23 protein-coding genes are annotated in these 23,327 nt (G+C 70.3%); 10 read left to right on the plus strand and 13 right to left on the minus strand.

Annotation, left to right across the window (positions count from 1 at the left end; translation table 11 throughout):
- Positions 1 to 260: 260 nt before the first annotated feature.
- The 4 genes from C4V41_RS23045 (at position 261) to C4V41_RS23060 (ending at position 4,296) form a co-directional block, all read left to right on the plus strand.
- Positions 261 to 2,318 carry a prolyl oligopeptidase family serine peptidase gene (locus C4V41_RS23045; protein ID WP_103958007.1) on the plus strand — a complete coding sequence of 686 codons (2,058 nt, stop codon included), beginning with the start codon at positions 261 to 263 and terminating at the stop codon, positions 2,316 to 2,318.
- Positions 2,319 to 2,466: 148 nt separating this feature from the next.
- Entirely contained in the window at positions 2,467 to 3,267 is an 801-nt protein-coding gene (locus C4V41_RS23050) for a helix-turn-helix domain-containing protein (protein WP_103958008.1), read from the plus strand.
- Complete coding sequence (locus C4V41_RS23055) at positions 3,264 to 3,614, plus strand: VOC family protein (protein WP_103958009.1); 351 nt, start codon at positions 3,264 to 3,266, stop codon at positions 3,612 to 3,614. Before C4V41_RS23050 ends, C4V41_RS23055 begins: the two co-directional genes overlap by 4 nt.
- A 37-nt stretch (positions 3,615 to 3,651) precedes the next feature.
- Positions 3,652 to 4,296, plus strand: a complete 645-nt coding sequence (locus C4V41_RS23060) for a DUF6461 domain-containing protein (protein ID WP_103958010.1) — start codon at positions 3,652 to 3,654, stop codon at positions 4,294 to 4,296.
- A gap of 264 nt (positions 4,297 to 4,560) precedes the next feature.
- On the opposite strand, the gene purU is transcribed toward C4V41_RS23060, so the two are convergent.
- Together purU and C4V41_RS23070 are read right to left on the minus strand one after the other, a co-directional pair.
- Positions 4,561 to 5,415, minus strand: a complete 855-nt coding sequence (gene purU, locus C4V41_RS23065; protein WP_103958011.1) for a formyltetrahydrofolate deformylase — start codon at positions 5,413 to 5,415, stop codon at positions 4,561 to 4,563.
- Positions 5,416 to 6,166: 751 nt separating this feature from the next.
- Positions 6,167 to 7,123 (minus strand): SDR family NAD(P)-dependent oxidoreductase, encoded by a 957-nt coding sequence (locus C4V41_RS23070; RefSeq protein WP_103958012.1) that lies wholly within the window; start codon positions 7,121 to 7,123, stop codon positions 6,167 to 6,169.
- Between the two features lie 147 nt (positions 7,124 to 7,270).
- Here C4V41_RS23070 and C4V41_RS23075 point away from each other — a divergent pair, with 147 nt between their 5' ends.
- The gene (locus C4V41_RS23075) at positions 7,271 to 7,723 is read left to right on the plus strand and encodes an NUDIX domain-containing protein (protein ID WP_103958013.1); all 453 of its coding nucleotides are present in this window, start codon (positions 7,271 to 7,273) and stop codon (positions 7,721 to 7,723) included.
- Here C4V41_RS23075 and C4V41_RS23080 read toward each other — a convergent pair.
- The 8 genes from C4V41_RS23080 to C4V41_RS23115 form a co-directional block, all read right to left on the minus strand.
- Positions 7,704 to 8,450: an MBL fold metallo-hydrolase gene (locus tag C4V41_RS23080; RefSeq protein WP_103958014.1), complete on the minus strand. Its 747-nt coding sequence runs from the start codon at positions 8,448 to 8,450 to the stop codon at positions 7,704 to 7,706. The genes C4V41_RS23075 and C4V41_RS23080 overlap by 20 nt on opposite strands.
- Complete coding sequence (locus C4V41_RS23085; protein WP_103958015.1) at positions 8,447 to 9,220, minus strand: hypothetical protein; 774 nt, start codon at positions 9,218 to 9,220, stop codon at positions 8,447 to 8,449. The genes C4V41_RS23080 and C4V41_RS23085 overlap by 4 nt, the downstream gene beginning before the upstream one ends.
- A gap of 23 nt (positions 9,221 to 9,243) precedes the next feature.
- Positions 9,244 to 10,389: a pyridoxal phosphate-dependent aminotransferase gene (locus C4V41_RS23090; protein ID WP_103958016.1), complete on the minus strand. Its 1,146-nt coding sequence runs from the start codon at positions 10,387 to 10,389 to the stop codon at positions 9,244 to 9,246.
- 159 nt (positions 10,390 to 10,548) lie between these two features.
- A complete protein-coding gene (locus tag C4V41_RS23095) occupies positions 10,549 to 11,001 on the minus strand; it encodes a hypothetical protein (protein WP_146103748.1) in 453 nt (150 codons plus the stop codon).
- A gap of 60 nt (positions 11,002 to 11,061) precedes the next feature.
- Positions 11,062 to 12,630 carry a tetratricopeptide repeat protein gene (locus tag C4V41_RS23100; RefSeq protein WP_235030328.1) on the minus strand — a complete coding sequence of 523 codons (1,569 nt, stop codon included), beginning with the start codon at positions 12,628 to 12,630 and terminating at the stop codon, positions 11,062 to 11,064.
- 374 nt (positions 12,631 to 13,004) lie between these two features.
- Positions 13,005 to 14,261 (minus strand): DMT family transporter, encoded by a 1,257-nt coding sequence (locus C4V41_RS23105; protein ID WP_103958019.1) that lies wholly within the window; start codon positions 14,259 to 14,261, stop codon positions 13,005 to 13,007.
- A gap of 307 nt (positions 14,262 to 14,568) precedes the next feature.
- Positions 14,569 to 15,057 carry a GNAT family N-acetyltransferase gene (locus tag C4V41_RS23110; RefSeq protein WP_103958020.1) on the minus strand — a complete coding sequence of 163 codons (489 nt, stop codon included), beginning with the start codon at positions 15,055 to 15,057 and terminating at the stop codon, positions 14,569 to 14,571.
- Entirely contained in the window at positions 15,054 to 16,607 is a 1,554-nt protein-coding gene (locus C4V41_RS23115; RefSeq protein ID WP_103958021.1) for a helix-turn-helix transcriptional regulator, read from the minus strand. Before C4V41_RS23115 ends, C4V41_RS23110 begins: the two co-directional genes overlap by 4 nt.
- A gap of 275 nt (positions 16,608 to 16,882) precedes the next feature.
- Between C4V41_RS23115 and C4V41_RS23120 the strand changes: the two genes are divergently transcribed.
- The 4 genes from C4V41_RS23120 (at position 16,883) to C4V41_RS23135 (ending at position 20,525) form a co-directional block, all read left to right on the plus strand.
- Positions 16,883 to 17,167, plus strand: coding sequence for a hypothetical protein (locus C4V41_RS23120; RefSeq protein ID WP_103958022.1), 285 nt, complete (start codon positions 16,883 to 16,885; stop codon positions 17,165 to 17,167).
- A 577-nt stretch (positions 17,168 to 17,744) separates the two neighbouring features.
- The gene (locus tag C4V41_RS23125) at positions 17,745 to 18,608 is read left to right on the plus strand and encodes a mechanosensitive ion channel family protein (RefSeq protein ID WP_235030330.1); all 864 of its coding nucleotides are present in this window, start codon (positions 17,745 to 17,747) and stop codon (positions 18,606 to 18,608) included.
- A gap of 9 nt (positions 18,609 to 18,617) precedes the next feature.
- Positions 18,618 to 18,998, plus strand: a complete 381-nt coding sequence (locus tag C4V41_RS23130; RefSeq protein WP_103958024.1) for a globin — start codon at positions 18,618 to 18,620, stop codon at positions 18,996 to 18,998.
- Between the two features lie 18 nt (positions 18,999 to 19,016).
- A complete protein-coding gene (locus C4V41_RS23135; RefSeq protein WP_103958025.1) occupies positions 19,017 to 20,525 on the plus strand; it encodes a glycoside hydrolase family 13 protein in 1,509 nt (502 codons plus the stop codon).
- Here C4V41_RS23135 and C4V41_RS23140 read toward each other — a convergent pair.
- From C4V41_RS23140 to C4V41_RS23150, 3 genes are read right to left on the minus strand one after another with little or no spacing between them, the layout of a single operon-like run.
- Positions 20,520 to 21,683 (minus strand): MFS transporter, encoded by a 1,164-nt coding sequence (locus C4V41_RS23140; protein WP_103958026.1) that lies wholly within the window; start codon positions 21,681 to 21,683, stop codon positions 20,520 to 20,522. The two genes, C4V41_RS23135 and C4V41_RS23140, sit on opposite strands and share 6 nt — an antisense overlap.
- Positions 21,680 to 22,099 carry an acyl-CoA thioesterase gene (locus C4V41_RS23145; protein ID WP_235030331.1) on the minus strand — a complete coding sequence of 140 codons (420 nt, stop codon included), beginning with the start codon at positions 22,097 to 22,099 and terminating at the stop codon, positions 21,680 to 21,682. Before C4V41_RS23145 ends, C4V41_RS23140 begins: the two co-directional genes overlap by 4 nt.
- A gap of 23 nt (positions 22,100 to 22,122) precedes the next feature.
- On the minus strand, positions 22,123 to 22,347 hold the full coding sequence (locus C4V41_RS23150; protein WP_200824158.1) for a hypothetical protein: 225 nt from the start codon (positions 22,345 to 22,347) through the stop codon (positions 22,123 to 22,125).
- Between the two features lie 79 nt (positions 22,348 to 22,426).
- Here C4V41_RS23150 and C4V41_RS23155 point away from each other — a divergent pair, with 79 nt between their 5' ends.
- Positions 22,427 to 23,326 carry an SDR family oxidoreductase gene (locus C4V41_RS23155; RefSeq protein WP_103958027.1) on the plus strand — a complete coding sequence of 300 codons (900 nt, stop codon included), beginning with the start codon at positions 22,427 to 22,429 and terminating at the stop codon, positions 23,324 to 23,326.
- Position 23,327 lies beyond the last annotated feature (1 nt).

Below are 23,327 nucleotides of genomic sequence, written 5' to 3' on the forward strand. Positions count from 1 at the left end.
GGGTATCAAAGGGGACATGCCGCGGCATGTCCCGACTGTCGGCCCCTCCTGGGGCACTTGTGCTTCCGTCACGTGGACCTCCGCCGGACGGTCCAGCGGATGGTCACCACGGCACCGTCCTGTCACCAAGTCTGGCGTTTGCACCGTGGTCCCCGCCACCCCAAAAACCTCCCGAAGGAATGACTAGAGGGACGCACGATACGTTTTATGCCCGCTCTACCAGCGCTTTACGCATGCCCGTTGGCAGTAGGGTTCCTGGCATGACGCGAGAGCCGTACCCCACCGCACGACGCGAGGACATCGTCGACAAGCTGCACGAGACACCTGTTCCCGACCCCTATCGGTGGCTGGAGGATCCCGACAGCCCGGAGACGAAGGGATGGCTGCTCGCGCAGTCCGAGCTGTTCAGTAGAGAGCGCGGGCCGCAGCGGTTCAAGAGCCGGATCGCCGAGCTGCTCAGGTCCGGTTCTGTGGGCGCGCCGGTGTGGCGCGGAGAGCGCCACTTCTTCTCCCGGCGCACGCCCGACCAGGAGCACGCCGTCTACTACGCGGTCGAGCCCGACGGCACCGAGCGTCCGCTGATCGATCCGATGGGGATCGACCCGTCCGGCCTGACCACTCTCGACGCGGTGCAGCCGGACAAGGAGGGGCGCCTGCTGGCGTACCAGATCTCGATCGGCGGCAACGAGGAGTCGGTCCTCTACGTCATCGACGTCGCCACCGGCGACCGGGTCGAGGGGCCCATCGACCGGTGCCGCTACTCCCCCGTGGCGTGGCTGCCCGGGGGTGAGGCGTTCTACTACGTACGCCGGCTGCCGAGCACCGAGGTGCCGGAGAACGAGACGCAGTTCCACCGCCGCGTCTACCTCCACCGCGTCGGCACCTCCACCGAGGACGACGTGATGATCTTCGGCGAGGGCCTGAAGATGACCAACTACTACGGCGTCTCCGTCTCGCGCGACGGCCGCTGGCTGCAGGTGTCGGCCCACGAGGGCACCGCACCGCGCAACGACGTCTGGGTGGCCGACCTGACCGAGTCCCCGATCGACCGGCCCGAGTTGAAGGTCGTACAGGAGGGCGTGGACGCCCAGACGGGGCTGGTGTTCGGCCGCGACGGGCGCCTCTACCTGCACACCGACCGCGACGCCCCCCGGGGCAGGGTCTGCGTCACCGACCCGGCGGAGCCCGGCTTCGAGACCTGGCGCGACCTGATCCCCGAAGACTCCGAGGCGGTGCTGTCCGACTTCGCGATCCTCGACGACCTGGAGCGCCCGGTCATCCTGGTGGGCTGGACCCGCCACGCGATCAGTGAGATCACCGTGCACGACCTGGCGACCGGCGAGCGCCTCGGCGAGGTGCCCACCCCGGGCCTGGGCACGATCGGCGGCCTCATCGAGCGCCCCGAGGGCGGCCACGAGGCGTGGTTCGGCTACACCGACAACACCACGCCGCCGACCGTCCAGCGCTACGACGCCAGGACCGGCGAGACCACGCTCTGGGCGGCCTCGCCGGGCGCGGTCGAGGTGCCGGCGGTCCGCACCGAGCAGGTGGTCTACCGGTCGAAGGACGGCACGGACGTCCGCATGCTGATCATCTCGCCGATCGACGCCACGCCGGGGCCGCGCCCGACCATCCTGTACGGCTACGGCGGCTTCGGCCTGTCCATGACCCCCGGCTACTCGGCCTCCGTCCTGACCTGGGTGGAGGCGGGCGGCGTCTACGCCATCGCCAACCTGCGCGGCGGCGGCGAGGAGGGCGAAGACTGGCACCGCGACGGCATGCTGGCGAACAAGCAGAACGTGTTCGACGACTTCCACGCCGCCGCCGAGCACCTCATCGCCACGGGCGTGACCACCCGCGAACAGTTGGGCATCTCCGGCGGCTCCAACGGCGGCCTGCTGGTGGGCGCCGCGCTGACGCAGCGCCCCGACCTGTACGCCGCCGTGGTCTGCTCGGCGCCGCTGCTCGACATGATCCGCTACGAGAAGTTCGGGCTCGGCGCGAGCTGGAACGTCGAGTACGGCTCCGCCGACGTCCCCGAGGAGTTCGGCTGGCTGTGGGGCTACTCGCCCTACCACCACGTCAAGGATTCGGTGGCCTATCCCGCCACGCTCTTCACCGTCTTCCAGTCCGACACGCGCGTGCATCCGCTGCACGCGTGGAAGATGTGCGCGGCGCTGCAGCATTCCTCGACGGCCGACCGGCCGGTGCTGCTGCGCAACGAGGCCGAGGTGGGGCACGGGGCGCGCTCGGTGAGCAGGACGGTGGACCTGTCGGCCGACACGCTGACGTTCCTCGCCCGGCACACCGGTCTGTAGTCACGCCGACGTTCCTGCAGGCCGGCCTTTGGTGCCGGGCCTGTAGTTACACCGACGTTCCTGCACGCCCGTCTCCAGCGCCGGGGCTGTAGTTACGCGGACGTTCCTGCACGCCCGTCTCTAGCGTCGGGTCTGTAGTGTCGGAGGTATGAGCACGCTGGGGCTGGCCATGGTCGAGGCCACCCCCAGCGCTGCGCTGCGGCCCTACGTGCTGCGGCTGTGCGCCTACCGGGAGCACTACGACGCCCCGGTGACCCGGTCGGAGATGGCGATGCCGGGGGCCGTGCTCATCCTGGCGTTCGGCACGCCGATGGAGGTCGACGGGGAGCGGGTCTCGGCGTTCACCGGCGGCCTCGGCGACCGCTTCACCGTCACCCGCACGGCCGGGCCGACGGAGGGCGTGGAGGTCTTTCTCACCCCGTTCGGAGCCAGGCGACTGTACGGCCTGCCGATGCGGCACCTGACGAACCGGGTGGTGCCGGTCGGCGACCTGCTCGGGCCGTCGGCGGACCGGCTGGTGGAGCGGCTGGCCGAAACGACGTCGTGGCGGAGCCGGCTGGCGCTGACCGACCGGCTGCTGCGCGAGCGGATCGCGGCGGGCCCCGCGCTGGGCCCGGAGGTGCCGTGGGCGTGGGCGCGGCTGCTGGAGTCCGGGGGCCGGCTGGGGGTGTCGTCGCTGGCCGAGTCGCTCGGCTGGAGCCATCGCCATCTCGTCGCCCGCTTCCAGGACCAGATCGGGCTCGCGCCCAAGACCGCGGCCCGGGTGATCAGGTTCGGGCGGGCCGCGCGGCTGCTGCGATCGGGTACGGCCATCGCCGAGGTGGCGGCGGAGTGCGGCTTCTACGACCAGGCCCACATGAACCGCGAGTTCCGGGCGCTGGGCGACACGACGCCGGGTCAGATTTATCCAAGACCCGCCGCCCAGGTCGCGGGCATGCTGGGCTCATGACGCGAACCGTGTACGCATTGGCCCGCTACCAGGACTGCCAGGCCGCGATCGACTTCCTGACCGGCGCGTTCGGCTTCCGGGTGCACGAGGCCTCCAAGAACGACCAGGGTGTGGTCAACCACGCCGAACTGCTCGTCGGGGACGACCTGATCATGATCGGCGAGGGTGCGCCCGGTGGGCCCGGGATCTACATCGCGGTCGAGGACGTCGACGCCCACCACGACCACGCCAAGGCCGCCGGGGCCTCGATCACGATGGAGCTGACCGACCAGCCGTACGGGTCCAGGGAGTACGCCTGCAAGGACCCCGAGGGCAATCCCTGGTACTTCGGCACCTACCGCCCCTGACGGTTTCTGTCGGTGGCGCCTGCCATGATCTGGCTTCATGACGACCGACTCCCTCACCTCTTTCCGCTGGTCGCTGGAGCACGACCCGCTCGGCGAGATCTACTGCGTCACCTTCGTGCGCGGGCTCGACCAGGCCGAGGTCCTGCGCCGTTACGCTCCCGACGGGCCGGCGGGGAGGGAGATGAGCTTCCGCGAGCTGGACGCGGAGGTCGGTGACTACGTCATGGTGACCGAGGGCGGGCGAGGTGGCGGCCACGTCGGGGTGATCGCCGTCGGCGGGTGGTGTGTCGCGATCGAACCGTGGGGCTGGACGACGGTGATGAACGAGAGACTGGCCCGGCTGTCGGTGGGGTCCGAGGTGGTGAGCGTCAACCGGCACGACTACGCCTCGGACGACCACTTCTCCTATGCGGTCGACGGCACCGTCATCACCTGTTTCGGGATGGCCTCCCCGGATGTGCGCCATGGCGCCGACAAGGACCGGCTCAACGACCTCATGCGCGAGATCGGCTTTCCCCCTGAGGAGATCGAGACCGACGAGGAGTGGGAGGCCAGATACGACGACCTGGCGCCGAACGGCTTATCCCGGGCGTTCGCGCTGGCCACCCGGCTCACCGGCGTGACGTTCACCCCCGACCTGCTGGACGGGCCGCTGCTGGTGGGCACGATCGCCGACGCCTAGCCTCGTTTTCCGCGCGTGCTGAGTCACCACACGGGACCGGCGTCTCCACCTCCCTCTTGCCTTCAAGAAGGCCCGCCGAAGTGCGGCGGAGTGGAAAGAGAAGGGGAGTCGTGGTGACGTGCGGGAACGGGCCCAGTACGGGAAGGTGATCGTCCATGCCCACGATCACCAACGCCTTGCGTGCAGGCGATCGTCTAGTGCTCGCGATCAATCAACGTCCGGCACGGGGCAGGTGATCGTCTTGTGCCCCGTGATCGCCAATGCCTAGCGCGGGAAGATGATCGTCTTGTGGCCGTCGAGGAGCACCCGCTGCTCGGCGTGCCACTTGACCGCCCGCGCCAGCGCCACGCACTCCACGTCCCGCCCCATCGCCACCAGGTCCTCCGGGGAGTGGCTGTGGTTCACCCTGGCCACCTCCTGCTCGATGATCGGCCCCTCGTCGAGGTCGGAGGTCACGTAGTGGGCCGTCGCGCCGATGAGCTTGACGCCCCGGTTGTGCGCCTGGTGATACGGCTTCGCCCCCTTGAACGACGGCAGGAACGAATGGTGGATGTTGATCGCCCGGCCGGCCAGTTTCTCGCAGAGCTCGGCGGAGAGCACCTGCATGTAGCGGGCCAGGACCACCAGGTCCACCTGGTAGTGCTCCACCAGCGCGAGCACCTCCGACTCCTGCCGCGCCTTGGTCTCCGGCGTGATGGGCAGGTGGTGATAGTCGATCCCGAACGACTGCGTAAGCGGGCGCAGGTCGGGATGGTTGGAGGCGACGGCGACGATCTCGATGTCCAGGGCCTTCGAGCGCACCCGGTAGAGCAGGTCGTTCAGGCAGTGGTCGAACCTGCTCACCATGATCAGCACGCGCGGCTTCCTGGCCACGTCGCGCAGCTTGAACTCCATCGCGAAGTCCGGCGCCAGCGTGGCGAAGGCGGTGTTGAGCTCGTCTTCGCTCAGCGCGCCCGCGAACTGCACGCGCATGAAGAAGCGCTGCCCCGCCCGGTCGCCGAACTGCTGGCTCTCGATGATGTTGCAACCGTGCCGGGCCAGCAGGCCCGAGACGGCGGCCACCACACCGGGGCGGTCGGGGCAGGACAGCGTCAGAATGTATTCGGCGGGGCTGGTCATGCCTTCACTCTCGCAGCTCTGGATCGTCCGGCGCCATGCGGCTGATCTGGGCAGATTACCGGTCGGCGGCCTGCGTCGAGAGTACCTGCGGCGACGGGTTTCCCGTTCCCGCCCAGACTCTCGGCCATCTCGGGTCGTGGTTGCGGACTTTGCGGACGAATCTGGGATGCGCGGCACGAAAGGCCACCCGCCTCTTGAGGCCCGAAGCGAATCGCGCGTGTCCCGCCTGACTTGGACGGGGCGGGATGGGGCGGGGGGCGGGGCGGGGCGGGGCGGTGGAGCAGACGCCCGCGTACGGGCTGGAGGTGACGGCCCGGGCTGCCCCCGCGTCGGGGAGACGAGCCAGTCCCCGCGCGACGTCGCCAGGTCGGGGCGGCCCTCGCGGGAGGGAGGAGGCGGACCGACCGGATCGCCCGCCCTCGCGTGGGGCGGGAAGGACCGGCCGGATCGGCCTCCGCGCGGAGCAGGTGGAGGGCCGGCTGGATCGCCCCCCGTGGGGCGGAAAAGGGCCGACCGGATCGCCCCGCGTGGGCAGGAGGAGGACCGGCCGGATCGTCTCCTTCGTTGAAGGCCGGTTGCCTTGAGGGCGCTGTGCCGGAGTGCGGTGGGTGGCTGGCCTCGTATTCCGCACGTGCTGAATCGCCGCAGGCGAACCTGCCACTCCACGTCCCCCTTTTGCGAAAGGACCCCGCCGGAGTGCGGCGGAGAGGGGAACGGAGGGGAAGCCGTGGTGACGTGCGGAACACAAGGGCTAGCCGGCGAAGGCGTCGACTCCCGTGAGGTGGGCCGAGAGGGTCCACAGGCGGGCGGCCTGGTCCGGGTCGATGGCGTGGGGGCGTACCCCTGGGCCCGGGTCCTGGTCCTCGACGGGCTCGGCGATGTCGCAGTCCTCGCAGTAGACGCCGCCCATCCCGGCCAACTGCGGCGAGGTGGCCGCCCAGACCTGGGTGGCGGCACCCTGCTCCGGTGTCTTGAAGTCGAGCAGCGTATTGCCGTCCGCGTCGATCCAGCCCGCCGCCACCATCTCCTCCCGAGGCAGGTGCCGCTGGAGCGGGGTGAGGATGCCGCCGGGGTGCAGCGAGAACGCCCGTACCCCCGTGTCCTTGGCGAGTGTGTCGAGGTGGCGGGCGAACAGGACGTTGGCGGTCTTGGACTGCCCGTAGGCGAGCCACTTGTCGTAGCCGCGCTCGAACTGGACGTCGTCCCACCGGATGCCCGAGGCCCGGTGCGCCGCCGACGAGACGGCCACCACCCGGCCCCGGCCGCGCGCGATGGCCGGCCAGAGGCGGTTGACGAGCGCGTAGTGGCCGAGGTGGTTGGTGGCGAACTGGGCCTCCCAGCCGGGCCCGACGCGCGTCTCCGGGCACGCCATGATGCCCGCGCTGTTGATGACGAGGTCGAGGTCGCGGCCGGTGCCGAGGAAGCGCTCGGCGAACCCGCGTACGCTCTCCAGGTCACCGAGGTCGAGCCGGTCCACCTCGACGCCGTCGATGCCCCCGACCGCCTCCTGGGCGCTGTCGAGCCGCCGGGCGGGCACGACGACGCGGGCGCCGGCCTTGGCGAGCGCACGCGTGGTCTCCAGGCCGATGCCGGAGTAGCCGCCGGTGACGATCGCCAGCTTCCCGGACAGATCGATGCCCTGGAGCACGTCGTCCGCGGTGCTCTTGGCGTCGAAGCCCGATCCGATCTTGTGCTGTGGCGTGGTCATGCCACCCACGGTACGAATTGGAGTGCACTCCAGGTCAAACGACGCGCTGGCCCTGTCCTTGAGGCCGGTCCGCCTGGGGCGATTCGGCACGTGCGGAAACGAGGGCGGCCGGAGATCGTAGACTCCTGATGTTCTGGGAGGTTATGGATGACGGATGACCAGATCGGCGACGACCGGCCGGCCGCGCGCGTCGTCTGCCTCGACCGCGACGGCAGGGTGCTGCTGATGCACTGGTACGACGAGGTCAGCCGCATGGACATATGGGAGCCCCCGGGCGGCGGGATCGACCCCGGTGAGACACCCCTGGAGGCGGCCCGGCGGGAGCTGACCGAGGAGACCGGGCTGCCGGGCGCGGTCGTACAGGATCGGTGTGTCGAGGTCGAACGCGACTTCACCTGGCTGGGCACCCGCTACGTGAAGCGGGAGCCCTTCTACCTGGCGACGTTCGACGAGACCCGCCCCGAGGTGAGCCCAGGAGCGCTGACGGCCGAGGAGAGCACCGCCTTCCTCGGTCACGTGTGGGCGGAGGTGTTGCCCGAGTCCGTCGAGCCGCCCGACCTGGCCAAGGTCGTCGAACGCCTCACCGCAGGTCCACGCTGACCCCCGCCGCGGCGACGGCCAGTTCGCCACCGTAGGACGCGGCCGCCGCCGCGAGCGCCGGTTCGGCCGGGGTGTCCGGCCACAGGTGGGTGAGGAGCAGCCGTCCCGCCCCCGCCGACGCCGCGGTGCGTCCCGCGTCGAGGGCGCTCGACAGGTAGGGGGCGTCCTCGTCCGGCACCCGTTCCGGATAGGTCGCCTCGGCCACCAGCAGATCCGCGTCCTTCGCCAGCCTGACCAGCTCGGCGGACGGCCCGGTGTCCCCGGTGTAGGCCACCACCCGGCCGCCCGCGCCGGTCAGCCGCAGCCCGGCGTTCGGCACGTGGTGCGGCAGGTCGAAGACGTCGAGGCGGAAGGGCCCGAGCTCGACCGGCACGCCGGGCTCCAGCGCGTGCGAGGTGAAGCTGCCCGCCAGCATGCTCGCCCGGTCGAGGGCGAGCACGGCGTCGAGCGCGCCCGGCGGGGCGTACACCGGCAGCGCCGGCGCGGGAACGTCGGCCAGCGCGCGGGCCCGCAGCAGCGGGTTGAGGTCGGAGCAGTGGTCGGGATGGCCGTGGGTGACCAGCACCGCGTCGACGTCGGCGGCGCCCATCAGTTCGAACAGCCGCGGCAGGGTGGCGTAGCCGGGGTCCACGAAGACCCGGAAACCCTCCTCCTCGACCACGTAGCCGCTGCATGCCTGCCCGGCCGCCGGCCACGCACCACAGCCGCCCAATACGGTGAATCTCACTCATGCCCCAGTTCGGTCAGTGTTGTCGCCATCAGGCCGCGCAGCAGCGTGCCGGCCAGCTTCTCGTGCTCGGACTCCACGGGGAGCCCCTGCGCGATCCGATCCCGGTAGGTCTCGCGATCATGCTCGCCAATGTAGGGCAGAGCGGTCATCGCGACGGCCACGGTGACCTTGGTGCCGCCGCGCGGCAGGACGGCCACGACATGGGTACGCAGGCAGGTTTCGTCGGGGGCGCCGTACCAGCCGCATTTGACGGCGGCCTGTGGCGCGCGGGCCGCCTCGCGGGCGCCGAACGCCTGGCCCGCGTCGACGTCGCCCATCCAGCCGAGCACGGTCTCGGCGATCGGGTCGCCCGCGGCGGCGGCCTGGGCGAGCGCCGCGTACGCGACCGCGACCTCCTCGGCCGCCACCTCCACGGAGCCGAACCTGGAGGGGTCGCCGTTCGGCGTGGCCCAGCTCACGCCGGTGCGCTCGCGGAGGTCGTCGAGGATGACGCGCGGGCCGACCGCGAGCCACAGGTTGAGCGTGTCGGCGTTGGAGGAGATGACGACGGCGGGCTCGGCGTGGCGGCGCCACCGGGCGTCGTCGGCGATGCGGGCGGCGCTGACCCAGGCGTACAGCGGTTTGAGCAGGGAGGCACAGCGCAGCCGCGTCAGGCCGGACCTGACACTCACCGTGCGGGCCGGCGGCCCGCCGTAACCGCGCCTGATGCCCGCGGCCTGGACACTTGCACTGTGATCGAGATCGCCGATCAGCTCGTTGAAGCCCACGCACCCACCGTAGTGCCCCCAGCTCACTCCAGAGCGGCCGTGAAGCGGGCACGCAGCTCGGACAGGCGCTTGACGGGCTCGTTGCTGTAGACCAGCCGCACGTACCGGTGCGCGACCGCCTCACCCCAGGCCGTCATGGGCGTGGCGGCGACGCGCCCGCGTTCGAGCAGGCGCGCGGACAGATCGGCCGCCGTCAGGCCCATGGCCTCGGCGTCCACCAGGCAGGACCAGCCACCGCCCGCGCGCACCACCGGCAGGCCGGCGAGCTGCTCGATCACCGTGTCGTGCCGGGCCTGGTATTCGGCCACCGCCTCCGCCACGCCCGACGGCTCCCTGAGCGCGGTGGCGGCGCCGATCTGCTGGAAACCACCGGCCACCGTGGTGTTGTAGATGGTCGCCACCATGATCCGGGCCATGATGTCCGCCGGGCCCGCGATCCAGCCGATCCGCCAGCCGATCATGCGGTATTCCTTGGACACCGACCCGATGATGATCGTGCGCTCGGCCAGGCCGTCCACCCGGCACGGGTTGATCCGGGGGTGACCGTCGTAGACGATGCGCTCCATGGCCGCGTCGTAGATCAGGTACGCGCCGGTACGCTCGCAGACGCGGGCCACCTCCTCCCAGTCCTCGCGGTCGAAGACCACGCCTGACGGCATCGACGGGCTCATCAGCAGCAGCGCCGCCGCCGAACGCACCTCGGCCAGCGCCGCGCGGTCCAGCCGCCAATAGCCGTCCTGTACGCGCAACGGCACCAGGTGCGGGCGGGCACCGGACAGCCGGACGCGCTGGAGCAGGCCCGCGTACGTCGGATCGGTGAGCACCACCGGATCCCCCGGCTCGGTGGTGGCCAGCAGCACGGGCATGACCGCCGACGTGCCGCCGGAGGTGATGACCACCTGCCGCAGCGGGTCGTAGCCGATCCCCGTACGCACCCGCAGGTCGTCGGCGACCGCCTGGCACAGCACCGGCAGCCCGGTGAACGGCAGCCAGCTGTTGCCCGTCCCCTCGGCCAGGGCTTCCCGCGTCGCGGCGACGGCGGCGGGCGGGGGCGGGACGTCGGTGTCGAGGTTCTCCAGGCGCAGCACGTCGGGGTCGTCCCCGGCGGCGGCCGCCACCTTGTCGATGTCGAACGACTGCACCTGCGCGAAGCGGGAGTTGGGCCGCATGACAGCACCTCCGATGAGGGGTTCCGTAAACGGAACAGTCCTCTTCGTGCCTCCGCCTGTCAAGGTCCAGTAGCCGGACCGTAGAGACCGTCGAAGTTCGGTGGCCGGACCGCAGGTACCGTCAAGCTTCAGTAGCCGGGCCGCAGGTACCGTCGAGGTTCAGTAGCCGGACCTCAGGTAGGCGACGGCGAGCGCGACGGGCACCAGCGCGAGCACCCCGACCCCGGCCAGGACCTTCCACCGCCGCGCCACCCGGGTCTCCGTCACGAACGCGGCCAGCGCCCCCGCCCCGGCGAACGTCACAGCGGCCGTCACGGCGGCCGCGGCCGGCCACGTCCACGAGGGCAGCGTCTCCCCCACGGCCCTGAACACCAGCAGCACCCCGGCCGCGACCAGCGCCACCCGGCGGCCCGGCCGCACGTCCACCCGTTCCAGTACGAACGCGGACCCGGCGAGCAGGGCCACGCTGATCACCACGACGCTCCCGACGGCCGGCACCAGGCAGCCCCAGTCCTCACAGCCGACCCCCGCCCAGGCCAGCCGCACGGTGGCCCACCACAACACCCCCAGCGCGCCGCACACCACGGCTGCCCGCCCGATTCGCCCCGTCATGAGCCAATGCTAGGAGGAGGTCAGGCCAGTCGTTCCGCACGACGAACGCCAGGAGGCCGGTCAGGCCAGCCGTTCCGCACGACGTTCGTCGGCCGTCGCCTCGGCGTCGCGGCCGAGGGCCCGGAGTGCGACGGCGCGGTTGGCGTACAGGTCGGACAGAACCGACAGAGCCGGCGGGGCGGACAGGGCGGGCTGGGGCTGCAGGTCGATGGCGCGGGTCAGGTCCTCGACCGCGCCCTCCAAGTCGCCGGCGGCGTAGCGCAGCACACCGCGGTTGCCCCAGGCCGACGCGAGCTCGGGCGCCTGCCGTACGGCCTGGTCCAGCGCCGCCTCGGCCGCCGCGAACCGGCCCGCCGCCGTCTCCAGCTGGCCCAGCACCGTGAGCAGGTGCGCGTTGCCGGGCGCCAGCGCGAGCCCGGCCGCCACGTCGGCCCTGGCGTCCTCGTCGCGGTCGGCGGCGGCCAGCAGCCCGGCGCGGTTGATGTAGGCGTCCAGGTAGCCGGGATCCAGCTCGATCACCAGGCCCAGATCGGCGAGCGCCCCCTCGGTGTCCCCCCGCACGGTACGCAGCTCCGCCCGGTTGTAGTACGCCTCGGGCAGCGGCGGCCCCGCCCGCATGGCCCGCTCGAAGTCGGCCAGTGCCTCCTCCTGCCGCCCCAGCTTGAACAGCAGGTTCCCCCGTTCCAGATAGGAGTCGGGAAAGCCGGGATCGATCGCGATCGCCGCCCCGTGGTCGTCCAGCGCCTCCTTGGCGTGCCCGAGCCCGGCCAGCAACTGGGCCCGGTTGGCCAGCAGCACCATCCGGTGCAGCGGATGGCGCTCCCCCAGCTCGCGCGCCAGCTCCATGGCCGACTCGACCAGCGACAGCGCGGCGCCGAACCGGCCCTCGCGCAGCTCGATCAACGCCAGCCCGTTGCGGTCGAAGCCCAGTTTGAACGCCCGCTCGGCCGGGTCCGGCAGCAGGGTGGAGATGGCGATCGCCTGGTTGATCCAGCCCCTGGCCCTGGTCAGGTCGCGCTGCGCGGGGTCGGGATGGCGGGCGTCGAGCATCGCCGTGCCGTACGCGGCCGCCGCGTGCATCGCCGGATCTTGGCTGGTCAGGCGCACGAGGTCCCAGACCGCGCGGGCCTCGTCCCGTCGCCCGAGCCCGCCGAGCGCGGTCGCGGTGCGCTGGGCGAAGCGCCACCAGCGGGCGCCGCCCGGCTCGGTCCGCGTCATGCCGCGCTCGCCCAGCTCGGCGACGGCGTGCAGGAAGCCCTCCCGCATGCAGCGGTCCACGAGGGCCCACAGATCGTCCGCGCTCCGGGTGTCGGGCGAGGGCTCGGGGCCGCCGGAGTACACCGTGATCGTGAGGGTGGCGGGCGGGATCCGCCGCATCATGACGTCGAGCAGCTCCACGTCCGTGGGGTCGGCCTCGGCGCCGTTGCACACCGCGATGGCGTGCCCGGGGGGTACGACGTCGCGCAGAAAGTCGGCGAGCCCGTTGGCCAGGCGCAGCGTGCGGCGGGGCGCGGGCACGAGAATGCGCTCCTCGTCGGACAGGCTGTCACCGATCGCGGGTCGCTCGGCCGGCACGAGCCCGGCCAGTTCGGGCGCGGCCGCCCTGATCTCGATGTCATGGGCCGCCACGAGGCCGGCGGAGTGCTCAAGAGCGGGTGGAACCAGGTGGCCCAGCAGGGCCGCCGCGAAAGTGTAAGGGCCACGCGGCCGGCGATGCGCGTCGATCGGCGGTGCCAGTAGCCGCGCGGCCCCCCATCGGGCAGGTGGTTCACCCTGGACTCTGAGGTGGGACCTTTCCTCAGTCACCCCTTGTGAATGACGCTGGAGGTCCCGGCCAGCCTTGCGGTTCCAGGCTTGCGGACAACGATGCGCTTCATGACGTACCTCTCCACTCGGGGTTAATCACCCATTATTGGGTCACCCCACCGAATATCAAGGTTTATGGTGAATAAGTGGGCGGCTAATGGATAAACTGCCCTTGCCTTTTGAATGGTAGGTCTAACCTATTCGGATCGAAACCAGCGCGGCAATGCCGTCGTACGCACCTCCCCCGAATCCTCCATCAACGCGCACAGACAGCGGCCGAGCAGCGTGACCGACTGGCAGCAGCCGAGCCCCGGCAGGCTCTTCGACTGGACGATGACGGTGGCCCGCGCGATCAGCCGCTCCAGGCTGGGCTCACCGCCGCCCTTGAGCGAGCGGGTGTGCCAAGGACACCCCTCGGTGTTCGCACAGGCGCTCTTGGCGATGTACGGCGCCGGGCCGCCGTCCAGGACCAGCCGATCCTCACGCTTGATCCTCCGGTCGGCCAGCACCTTGGCGGCCCGGCCCGCGACTGCCAGGAGGTCGCGGCGCCGGCGTTCTTTTCCCGTGGCCACACTCCCGGCGGGCAGGGCGAGCAGCATCGCCCCGGCCATCAGGGCGCCGCCCGCGACCATGCTCCAGCTCATGTGCTCGTGGAACCAGATCACCGCGATCGCGGCCACCCAGAGGGGCTGCGAGGACATGAGGATCTGACTCGGCACGGCCGGCACGTGCGCCTGCCCGTACGAGCGGGCGAGAAACCCCAAGGCGCACGACACCACCGACAGATGGGCCATGATCAGCCAGTCCGGCCCACTGGCCGGCAGCTCGATCCCGTCGCGCACGGCGACGGCCCCCGTGAGGAGCCCGATGGTGAGGAGCTGGATGACGGTCAGGGCGTACCACGGAAAACCGCCGCTCCGCTTGGACAGGTGCGCGAGCAGCAGCGTGTGGCCGGAGTAGAGAGCGGCGGCGGAGAGCGTGACGCCGAGCGCGAGCACCGAGACCTCGTGCTCCTCCACCCCGCGCAGCAGCGTGAACACGGTCATGCCGGCCAGCGCGAGCATGACCCCCGCCCAGATCCGCCGCTGCACCTTTACCCGGTGCAGGACGAGCGCCAGGATGGGTGTGATCATCACGCTGCAGCCCACGGCGAAGCCGGAGACCGACGACGGCAGGCTGTGCAGCGCCATTGCCTGACCTGCCTGCCCGACCCCGAACATCACCCCGAGTACGGCCCCGTTCAGCCACGTGTGCCGCGTCAGCCCCCGAAGGCAGCCCGGCTTGATGGCGAGCAGCGTCAGCCCGGCGAGGACGTAACGCTCGGCGATCAGGTCTTCGACGGGTAACCGGTGGATGAGATCTTTCATCAACGGGAACGCCGACCCCCAAGCGGCGCTGACGAACAACAGAAGCAGAGCTCCCACGAGGGGGCGGGGAGCTGCGACGGCTGCCATGAGAAAAGCATGGCACTACTATTCGCAGCGGTAGATGTACAGGGAGCAGCCGGTGAGGCTCCTCTACTCCTCGGTGGTAAGAGCCTCACCCGCGGGTCCGTACATCCTTATCCGTGGAAGACGATAAGAGCCCAAGTCCAACATATCCCTCACGCGAATTCGGCGATTGAAAACCCGATTAGCGGCCGGGGAGATCATCGCCATCGGCGGCGTGGTCACGCCGGGGGTCCGGGAGCGGTCACCGGAAAAGACGAAGCCGACGGCCCCGGGAGGGGGTGGTCGGGGGCCGTGGGGCAGGGGACGGTTGTCAGAGTTCGAGGAGGGCGGGCGGGATCAGGTCTTTCTCGATGTAGACGACCACGTGGCCGCCCACCTGGTGCCTGGACAGCTCACGCCATCCCCGGCGCTCGTACAACGCCAGCGCCGCCTCCTGGTTGACCGTGGTGTCACCTCTCACGCGGTTGAAGCCGAGCTCCACCGCCCGCTGCTCCAGGGCGAGGAGCATGGTGGCGCCGAAGCCGCGGCGCTGGAACTCGGGATGGACTCTCAGCCGGCAGATCTCCGCCGTCGCCGTGTCGATGGGCTTGATGCCGCCCATCGACACGACCCGCGAGTCCGACTCACCCACCAGGAAGTCGCCGCCGCACGCGAGGTAGATCTCCTGGATCCGCGGGAAGTCGTCGTCGTAGTAGACGCCGTCACCGGGAACCAGGCCAACCTGCGCGAGGCAGATGCGATGGAGCGCGAGGATGGTGTCGAGATCGGACCAGCGATAACGCCTGATCGTCAGCTTCATGCACCGCCCCCCTTCACTTGGACTTTGGGCCGCCGCAAGATGGCCCGATAACCTTCCAGCCCCGGGACGTTGGGATCTTTGGCCATGATCGCCTGTTCCAGCGCCATCGCGGGACGCGCGATGAAGTCGGTGAGATATTCGTCGCCGAGGAGGGTCAGCGCCTTCGTGCCGATGGCCACGGCCTCGGCGACGTCGCCGTCGAGCAGGCGGCACTGGGCCTGGTCGAGCCTGATCAGCGTCTGGTCGAGGATGTGGTCCTCGTATTTGCCCAGCGCCTGGTCGAGCACCACTTCGGCCTCGAGCGTCTGGCCGAGCTTGGTGAGCACGTCGCCCTGGTAGAAGTAGAGCTGCCGCTCGGTGTAGCCGAAGGCGAGGTCTTCCTGGTCTTCGGTCTTCATGTGCGAGAAGGCGTTCCTGGCCCGCGCCAGCGCGCGTTTGGCCTGGTCGACGACCTCTTTCTTGCTCTCGCCTCCCGAGAGCATGGCCAGCGCCCGCGCCTCGACGACCGGGGCCATGGCCTGCGCCGGGCACGGCGTGGAGCCGGCCAGGTCGCGGCTCTTCTTGGCCAGGTTGAGCGCCTCGCGGGCGTCGCCGAAGTAGAGCGGGACGAGCGACTCGCGGGCCATGATCCACGCCCGCAGCGCGCGGTCGCCGGTCTCGTCGGCCGCCGTGCGGCCGGTGCGGAAGAACGAGCGGGCCAGCCGGTGGTCGCCCAGGTTGATCATGATCATGCCGCACAGCCCGGAGAGCTGGGCGGCCATCCTGCAGAGGCGCTCCTGCAGGTCGATGGGCTGGCGACGGGACATCGCCGTGCGCACCGCGCTCAACTCCAGCAGCACGTCGCAGAGGAGCCGCAGCGGGGCGACCGTCGAGTATTGGCGGCCGAAGCTGACCGTCGTCTCTTCCCACTGGTCGAGCATCGCGGCCGACACCGTGGACGAGACCAGCGTCTCGTCCATCCTGCGCCGGATGCCCTCGCACGCGCCGAGCACCGGCCCGTCGAGCTGCTCCGACAGGTTGGTGTCGTTGTTCAGCAGATTTAATAGGGTGCGCCGGAGGATGTTCTCGTCTTCCTCGGCGTCGGGCTCGGTGAACATCGGCTGGATCGACAGCTCGCGATCCGACGACGGCATCGTCGCGCGCTCTCTGCCGTCGGCGCCCAGCACCCCGGGCATCCGATGGCCGTGCCCGCAGATGCACGGCCCCTCGAAGCCGAGCGCGTTGGGCTCGACCCGGTAGACGGTGCACAGGTAGTGCAGGTATTCGGGCCCGGGGCGCTTGAGCCCGCTCTCGTAGGCGGAGAGCAGGGTCTCACCGATGCCGGGGGTGGCTTTCGAGTCGCGCTGGAACAGGGCTCGCACCTGTTCGATGACGTCGGCCAGCGCGATCCCGTGGGACAGGCGGTGCGCCTTGATCCGGGTCGTACTGAACTGCGTCGTGCACGCCTCGTGGATCTCATCGGCTATCTGTGCCGACGTCCGCCCGGCGGCCAGGCCCTTGGCCCTGATCCGCCGGGCGATCTCCGTCTCCCTGTGTTGCCTGCCGGACATCCCGGCCCCTCTCACACATGTCTCGACCAGTCCGCAACTGGTGACTCAGCGTAGTGCTCAGATCGCTGTGCGCCTACCCATGACTATGAAGCAATGAAGACGGGTTGGAAACGCCCGGTGCCAGCCTACGGTTAAGGATCGTCCTCCGCAGGACTGTTTCTTACAACCCATGAGGGACAAGCAACTCCCTGTAAGCAGAACCCCCCCGTTGCGCCCTCTCTTGACATGAGTCATCTTGGGCCCACCAGCAACGATTCCTGAGGGAGGAACGAACGGTGGGGGACGACAACTTCGAGCACCTGGAGCGCCTCGTTGCCGAACTCGGCGCTCGCGGGCTGCTCGCACGTGTGGTCCAGACGCAGAGCGGGCGAAGGTTCGTACGGGTCATCAACCCGAACGCGACCAGCCTGTCCGAGAACGTCACCTGTCGGCCCGCGGCCGTCTCCGAAATGCCGGACTGGTGGTACTGCTGGTCCTGGGGTGAGCGGATGCACACGGCCGACGACCCGGCTGGTGCGGCGACGAAGGTCGCCCGCGTGCTCGCCGCCGTGGGGGAGTGACGAGGCGGTGAACCGGGTGGAGCGCAGCCACCACGGCTCACCGCGCCCACGGCGGCTTCCAGGAGCCGGCGGAGTGACCGGTGCGGAGGGTCTCCTTTTTGCCGGGACCCTGGTCACTCCGCCGGTTCCGGCCCGCCCCTCTTCGTCTCGTACGGCGCCGCGCGCCGTACGAGTCAAGCCGCCCGCCCGGTCAGCCGGGCGGGTGTTCGGGGGATCCCTCCCGGAACCGGTACGGGACACGCTTCCGGGTGTGTGTCCCGTACCGAGCCGTCCGTCATCGGAGCGTGCGCTCTCTCCCTCCGCGGCCCTGAGAGCGGGCGACCCCGTCTTCCCCGGCGTGATGTGACGGCGGGCGGTTCGGTCGGCGGTATTTTTGGATCGCAACGGTCCAATCAGTCGGCCGAACCGCTTCCGGAGGGGGATCCACCTAGTGTTACTGCTGGTGACAGCGTCGCCACAGCCTACGCCCGCACCTGTACCGATATCGCCGTCCGGCCTGCCGGACTTCGCGAAGATGACCAAGGATATGGCGGGGTTGTGTCAAGGCGACACGGTCCTGTGCTCTACTCTCGTGGGGATGTTCGACAACGCGCCGTGGGCACCGCTGGTGGCCACCTTCGTCACCGTCATACTGATCTTGGTGCTGGCGTTCGTCGTCCGTAACATCGCCCACCGGTTAATCACGAGAGTGATCAACCGGGCGGCCACGGGCGGCTCCATCGCCAGCCGCTTCCGCAAGGGTGCCGTCACGGACGGCATCGACGCGCTGCTCCACGAGCGGCGCAAGCAACGCGCCGAGACGATGGGCTCGGTGCTGAAACACGTCGCCTCGATCGTGATCCTGGGCACCGGTGTGCTGACCGTGCTCGATCGCCTGGCGATCCCCATCGCGCCCTTACTGACGAGCGTCGGCATCCTCGGCGTGGCCATCGGCTTCGGCGCCCAGGAGCTGGTGAAGGACTTCATCGCGGGCATGTTCATGCTGCTCGAAGACCAATACGGCGTGGGCGACGTGATCGACGTGGGCGGCGCCATCGGCACGGTCGAGGCGGTCACCCTGCGCGTCACCAGGCTGCGCGACGCCGACGGCCGCGTCTGGTACGTCCGCAACGGCACCATCACCCGGGTCGGCAACGAGTCCCAGGGCTGGTCGCGCGCCTACATGGACGTCCGCGTGGCCTACGACGCCGACGTCATGAGCGTCCGGGTGCTGCTCGAGCACGTGGCCGAGGAGATCTGGGCCGACGCCGAGCTGCGCGAGAGCAAGATCGTGGAGGAGCCGCAGGTGTTCGGCGTCGAGCAGCTCTCCGACAGCTCGCTGGTGTTCCGCATCTCCGCCAAGACACTGCCCGCCGCGCAGGCGGAGGTGTCGAGGGAGCTGAGGCTGAGGGTCAAGACGGCGCTCGACGCCGCGGGCATCCCCATGGTGGCCGCAGCATAGGCTAGAGACGTGACAGAGACCTCCTTTTACGACGCCGTCGGAGGCGAGGAGACCTTCCGCCGCCTCGTCCACCGGTTCTACGAGGGGGTCGCGGACGACCCGCTACTGCGGCCGCTCTACCCGGAGCCCGACCTTGAGGGCGCCGAAGAGCGGCTGCGGGGCTTCCTGATCCAATACTGGGGCGGCCCCAAGGACTACAGCGAGCAGCGCGGGCACCCCAGGCTGCGCATGCGCCACATGCCGTTCGTGATCGGCGAGCCCGAGCGGGACGCCTGGCTGAAGCACATGCGCGACGCGGTCGACACGCTCGGCCTGACGGAGGAGCAGGAGACCAGGCTCTGGGACTATCTGGTCTACGCCGCGCACAGTCTGGTGAACTCACCCACATAAGCGGGCATGACACGCCACATGGATATCCCCTGGTGGCGTGATGCCGTGGTCTACGAGATCTATGTACGCAGTTTCGCCGACGCCTCAGGAGACGGCGTCGGCGATCTGACCGGGGTGCGCGAGCGCCTGCCCTACCTGCGGCGGCTGGGTGTGGACGCCATCTGGCTGACCCCGTTCTACACCTCGCCGATGGCCGACGGCGGCTATGACGTGGCCGACTACCGCGACGTCGACCCGTTGTTCGGCTCGCTCGCCGACTTCGAGGCGCTGGTCGCCGACGCGCACGAGCACGAGTTGCGGGTGATCGTGGACATCGTGCCCAACCACAGCTCGTCCGCGCACGCCTGGTTCCAGGAGGCGCTGCGGGGCGAGGGGCGTGACCGCTACCTCTTCCGCGACACGATCAACAACTGGCAGTCCACGTTCGGCGGCTCCGCCTGGACGCGGGTCGAGGACGGCCAGTACTACCTGCACCTGTTCGCGCCCGGCCAGCCCGACTTCAACTGGCGCAACCCCGAGGTGCACGCGGAGTTCCTGGACGTCCTGCGGTTCTGGCTGGACCGTGGCGTCGACGGGTTCCGCATCGACGTGGCCATGGGCCTGTACAAGGCGGAGGGCCTGCCCAACGTCGGCGACCAGTCGTTCAAGGCGGTCTCGCCGGTGTGGGGGCAGCCCGAGGTGCACGACGTCTTCCGCGACTGGCGCCGGGTGCTGAACGACTATCCGGGCGAGCGGATGGCCGTGGGCGAGGTGTGGACCGACAGCCCCGAGGACCTGGCCCTCTACGTACGGCCGGACGAACTGCACCAGAGCTTCAACTTCGCCTGGCTGCAGGCGCCGTGGTCGGCGGCGGCGTTCAAGAAGGTGATCGACGACACCATGTCCACGGTGCCGTACGCGACGTGGGTGCTGTCCAACCACGACGTCGTACGCCACCGCACCCGCTACGGCGCCGACGACCTCGGCACGGGCCTGGCGCGGGCCAGGGCGGCGCTGCTGGCGATGCTGGCCCTGCCCGGCTCCGCCTACCTCTACCAGGGCGAGGAGCTGGGGCTGCCCGAGGTGACCGACCTGCCGGACGCGGCCAGGCAGGACCCGGTCTTCTTCCAGTCGAAGGGCGAGCTGCCCGGCCGGGACGGGTGCCGGGTGCCGATCCCGTGGACGGTGGACACGCCCTCCCACGGCTTCTCCCCCGGCGGCGTGGAGCCGTGGCTGCCACAGCCGGAGACGTTCGCGGAGCTGAGCGTCGAGAAGCAGGAGGGCGACGCCGACTCGACGCTGGAGTTCTACCGCCGGGCCCTGGCCTGCCGCCGTGACCTGGCCAGATCGATTCCTTATACCTTGGAGTGGCTGAAGTCTCCCGAGGGTGCGCTTTTCTTCACCCGCGGCCCGCTGATCTGCGCCATCAACTGCGGCACCCGCCCGGTACGCCTGCCACGGCACGAAGAGGTGCTGCTGTCGAGCGGACCGCTCAAGCGGGGCCTGCTGCCGCCCGACACGGCGGTGTGGCTGCGCCGCGCGTCATGAGTGTTGTGACCGCTCGCCGCGGAAGGGGATGACCGGCAGCGAGAGCAGCGCGCAGGCCAGCCCCGCGACGAAGCCCGCCCCGTACCCGGAGTGCTCGATCAGCACTCCGGCCAGGGGCGTGATGAGCAGGGAGACGGAGTTCTGGACGGTGTTGTGGGTGCCGAGCACCCGGCCCGCCCAGCCGGGCCCGGCCAGTTCGCCGGCGGCGAGGTAGGCGAGCCCGTTGCCGGCCACGGTCATCACCGCGGCCAGCGCCAGCATGACCGGCCCGAAGCCGGTGCGGGCCAGGGTGGCGGCCGCCAGCAGCGCCAGCACGACCAGGTTGGCGAGGGTGATCAGCAGCAGCGGCCGCATGCGCAGCCCCGTACGGTCGGACCAGCGACCGGCCGCGATGCGCACCGCGGCCCCGCCGATGGCCGCCACGCCGAACAGTTGCCCGGCCGCCACGGTGTCCCAGCCGTAGAGCTGGACCAGGCAGTAGACGCCGTACGTGCTGACCACGACCTGCGGCACCACGTGCAGCGCGCTGGTGGCGTGCACCCGCCAGAGCGTCGGCTGGCGGTACGGCGAGCGCGCGGGCGCGGCGGCCGAATCGGCGATGTCGTGCGGCGGCTCGGCCAGGAACAAGGCGGCCAGCACGGCGGCCAGCAGGCTCGCGCCGGCGCAGACGAGGAGCACGCCGGGCAGCCCGTAGGCCCGCGCCACGGGCGGCAGCGCGAAGGCGCCGACCGCCATGCCCAGGGTGAAGGAGACCTGGCGCAGCCCCATGGCGACGCCGCGCTCGGGCGGCTGGAACCAGCGCAGCACGATCCGCCCGCCGCCCACCATGGCCGCCGAGCCCGCCGCGCCGGCCAGGGCGAGGAGCACCACCACGGCCCACGTCCGCTCGACGAAGGCGACGGCGGCGAACAGCACGGCCGCCAGGCCCACGCCGAGGCCGAGCACCAGCCGCTCACCGTGCCGGTCGGCCAGCACACCCCAGGCGACGAGAGCGGCCAGAATCCCAAAAGCCGGGGCGTTCCCAATCATTCCGCCCAGAGCCAGCGAGACATTGAAATGTCGCAAAATTTCGGGCATCACGAGCGGCAGGCCGAACAACCCCAGCGTGACACTGGCATGGGCGTTGACACCCAGCGCCAGCATCACCCAGCGTTTCATACCGCGTAGCGCTTGAGGTAGGCCAGCTCCCCTTCGTTCAGCCTGCGCGGAGCGGCCCGCTCGACGTCGTAGGCGGCCAGCACCGAGGTCGCGGTGACGTAGACGTCCTGGTCGTCGAGGATCTCGTAGCGCAGCGAGAACCGGACCCGGCCGACGTCGGTCACCCAGGACTCGATCCGCACGGGCTCGGCGCGGAAGCCGAGCGGGCGCCGGTAGTCGACCTCGTGGCGGGTCACCACCAGGCCCTTGAAGGGTTCGTCGCCCGCGTTGTACGGGTCGATGTGGAACATGCCGAAGCGAGCGTCCTCGAGGTAGTCGAGGAAACGCACGTTGTTCACGTGCCCTTGGGAGTCGACGTCGGCGAATCTCACCGCGCGAAGATAGACGTGCCGTTCGGCCGGGGTGCTTTCAACCACGTCCGCCACCGTACCCGTACCGGTCAGGTGGCCTGGCGCCGGGCCAGGCAGGCCGGCACGGTGAGGACGGTCGTGGTCAACTGGAAGCCCAGAAGGATCCAGCCCGCGGCCGTGGCATCGGCCCCGGTGTGCCTGGCGATCGCCGGCAGCGCGACGTTGACGGCGCTGCCGCCGAGCCCGGTCAGCACGCTGGCCAGGCTCACGACCGACAGGGTGCGCCAGGCGTAACCGAGCGAAAGGGACGTCACCGGCAAGGGCCTGTCCTTTCTAGATTTTGATACTAGAATCTAGTTCGCATCGTCAGCCGGTCAAGGATCGAGGTGTCGGATGAGCGGGATCGTCGAGGGCCGCGTGGTGATCGTCACGGGTGCGGCCAGGGGCATCGGGCGGGGCCACGCGCTCGAGTTCGCCAGACAGGGCGCCAAGGTGGTGGTCAACGACCTGGGCGCGGCGGTCGACGGCACCGGCTCGTCCGGGGCGGCGGCCGAGGTGGTGGCGGAGATCGAGGCCATGGGCGGCCAGGCCATGGTCAACGGCGAGGACGTCTCCGACTTCGACGGCGCCGAACGGCTGGTCCAGGCCGCCGTCGATCGTTTCGGCCGGTTGGACGTGCTGGTCAACAACGCGGGCATCCTGCGCGACCGCATGCTCGTCAACATGACGGCCGACGAGTGGGACACCGTCATCAAGGTGCACCTGCGTGGCACGTTCGCGCCGCTGCGCCATGCCGCCGCCTACTGGCGGGCCAGGGCCAAGGCGGGCGAATCGGTAGACGCCCGGATCATCAACACGACCTCGTCCTCCGGCATCTACGGTAACCCCGGGCAGGGCAACTACGGCGCCGCCAAGGCGGGCATCGCGGGGCTGACGATCATCGCGGCCAAGGAACTGGAGCGCTACGGCGTCACGGTGAACGCCATCGCGCCCGCCGCCCTCACCCGCATGACCGAGAACCTCATCCCGGCGGGCACGGCCGGCGCCGACCCCGACGACATCGCGCCGCTGGTGGTCTGGCTGTCCAGCGCCGAGGCCCGGGGCATCACCGGCCGGGTGTTCAACGTGCGGGCGGGCGTGATCAGCGTGGCCGAGGGCTGGCACGCCGGTCCCGGCGTCGACAACGGCGGCCGCTGGGACCCGGCCGAGCTGGGCGGCGTCATCCCGGCCCTGGTCGACAAGGCCGCCCCCAACGCGATGACCAACGGCCGCATCCCCGGACGGGAGGACTGAC

The organism is Nonomuraea solani (assembly GCF_900108335.1).
In the GTDB taxonomy this organism is placed as follows: domain Bacteria; phylum Actinomycetota; class Actinomycetes; order Streptosporangiales; family Streptosporangiaceae; genus Nonomuraea; species Nonomuraea solani.

Bases quoted from the DNA above. Each gene is read 5' to 3' on its own strand.
- purU (WP_103958011.1), bottom strand. From the start codon at position 5,415: ATGACCAGCCCCGCCGAATACATTCTGACGCTGTCCTGCCCCGACCGC.
- C4V41_RS23055 (WP_103958009.1), top strand. From the start codon at position 3,264: ATGACGCGAACCGTGTACGCATTGGCCCGCTACCAGGACTGCCAGGCC.
- C4V41_RS23060 (WP_103958010.1), top strand. From the start codon at position 3,652: ATGACGACCGACTCCCTCACCTCTTTCCGCTGGTCGCTGGAGCACGAC.
- C4V41_RS23140 (WP_103958026.1), bottom strand. From the start codon at position 21,683: ATGAAACGCTGGGTGATGCTGGCGCTGGGTGTCAACGCCCATGCCAGT.
- C4V41_RS23110 (WP_103958020.1), bottom strand. From the start codon at position 15,057: ATGAAGCTGACGATCAGGCGTTATCGCTGGTCCGATCTCGACACCATC.
- C4V41_RS23045 (WP_103958007.1), top strand. From the start codon at position 261: ATGACGCGAGAGCCGTACCCCACCGCACGACGCGAGGACATCGTCGAC.
- C4V41_RS23070 (WP_103958012.1), bottom strand. From the start codon at position 7,123: ATGACCACGCCACAGCACAAGATCGGATCGGGCTTCGACGCCAAGAGC.
- C4V41_RS23075 (WP_103958013.1), top strand. From the start codon at position 7,271: ATGACGGATGACCAGATCGGCGACGACCGGCCGGCCGCGCGCGTCGTC.
- C4V41_RS23135 (WP_103958025.1), top strand. From the start codon at position 19,017: ATGGATATCCCCTGGTGGCGTGATGCCGTGGTCTACGAGATCTATGTA.
- C4V41_RS23155 (WP_103958027.1), top strand. From the start codon at position 22,427: ATGAGCGGGATCGTCGAGGGCCGCGTGGTGATCGTCACGGGTGCGGCC.
- C4V41_RS23105 (WP_103958019.1), bottom strand. From the start codon at position 14,261: ATGGCAGCCGTCGCAGCTCCCCGCCCCCTCGTGGGAGCTCTGCTTCTG.
- C4V41_RS23050 (WP_103958008.1), top strand. From the start codon at position 2,467: ATGAGCACGCTGGGGCTGGCCATGGTCGAGGCCACCCCCAGCGCTGCG.
- C4V41_RS23125 (WP_235030330.1), top strand. From the start codon at position 17,745: ATGTTCGACAACGCGCCGTGGGCACCGCTGGTGGCCACCTTCGTCACC.
- C4V41_RS23095 (WP_146103748.1), bottom strand. From the start codon at position 11,001: ATGACGGGGCGAATCGGGCGGGCAGCCGTGGTGTGCGGCGCGCTGGGG.
- C4V41_RS23115 (WP_103958021.1), bottom strand. From the start codon at position 16,607: ATGTCCGGCAGGCAACACAGGGAGACGGAGATCGCCCGGCGGATCAGG.
- C4V41_RS23090 (WP_103958016.1), bottom strand. From the start codon at position 10,389: ATGCGGCCCAACTCCCGCTTCGCGCAGGTGCAGTCGTTCGACATCGAC.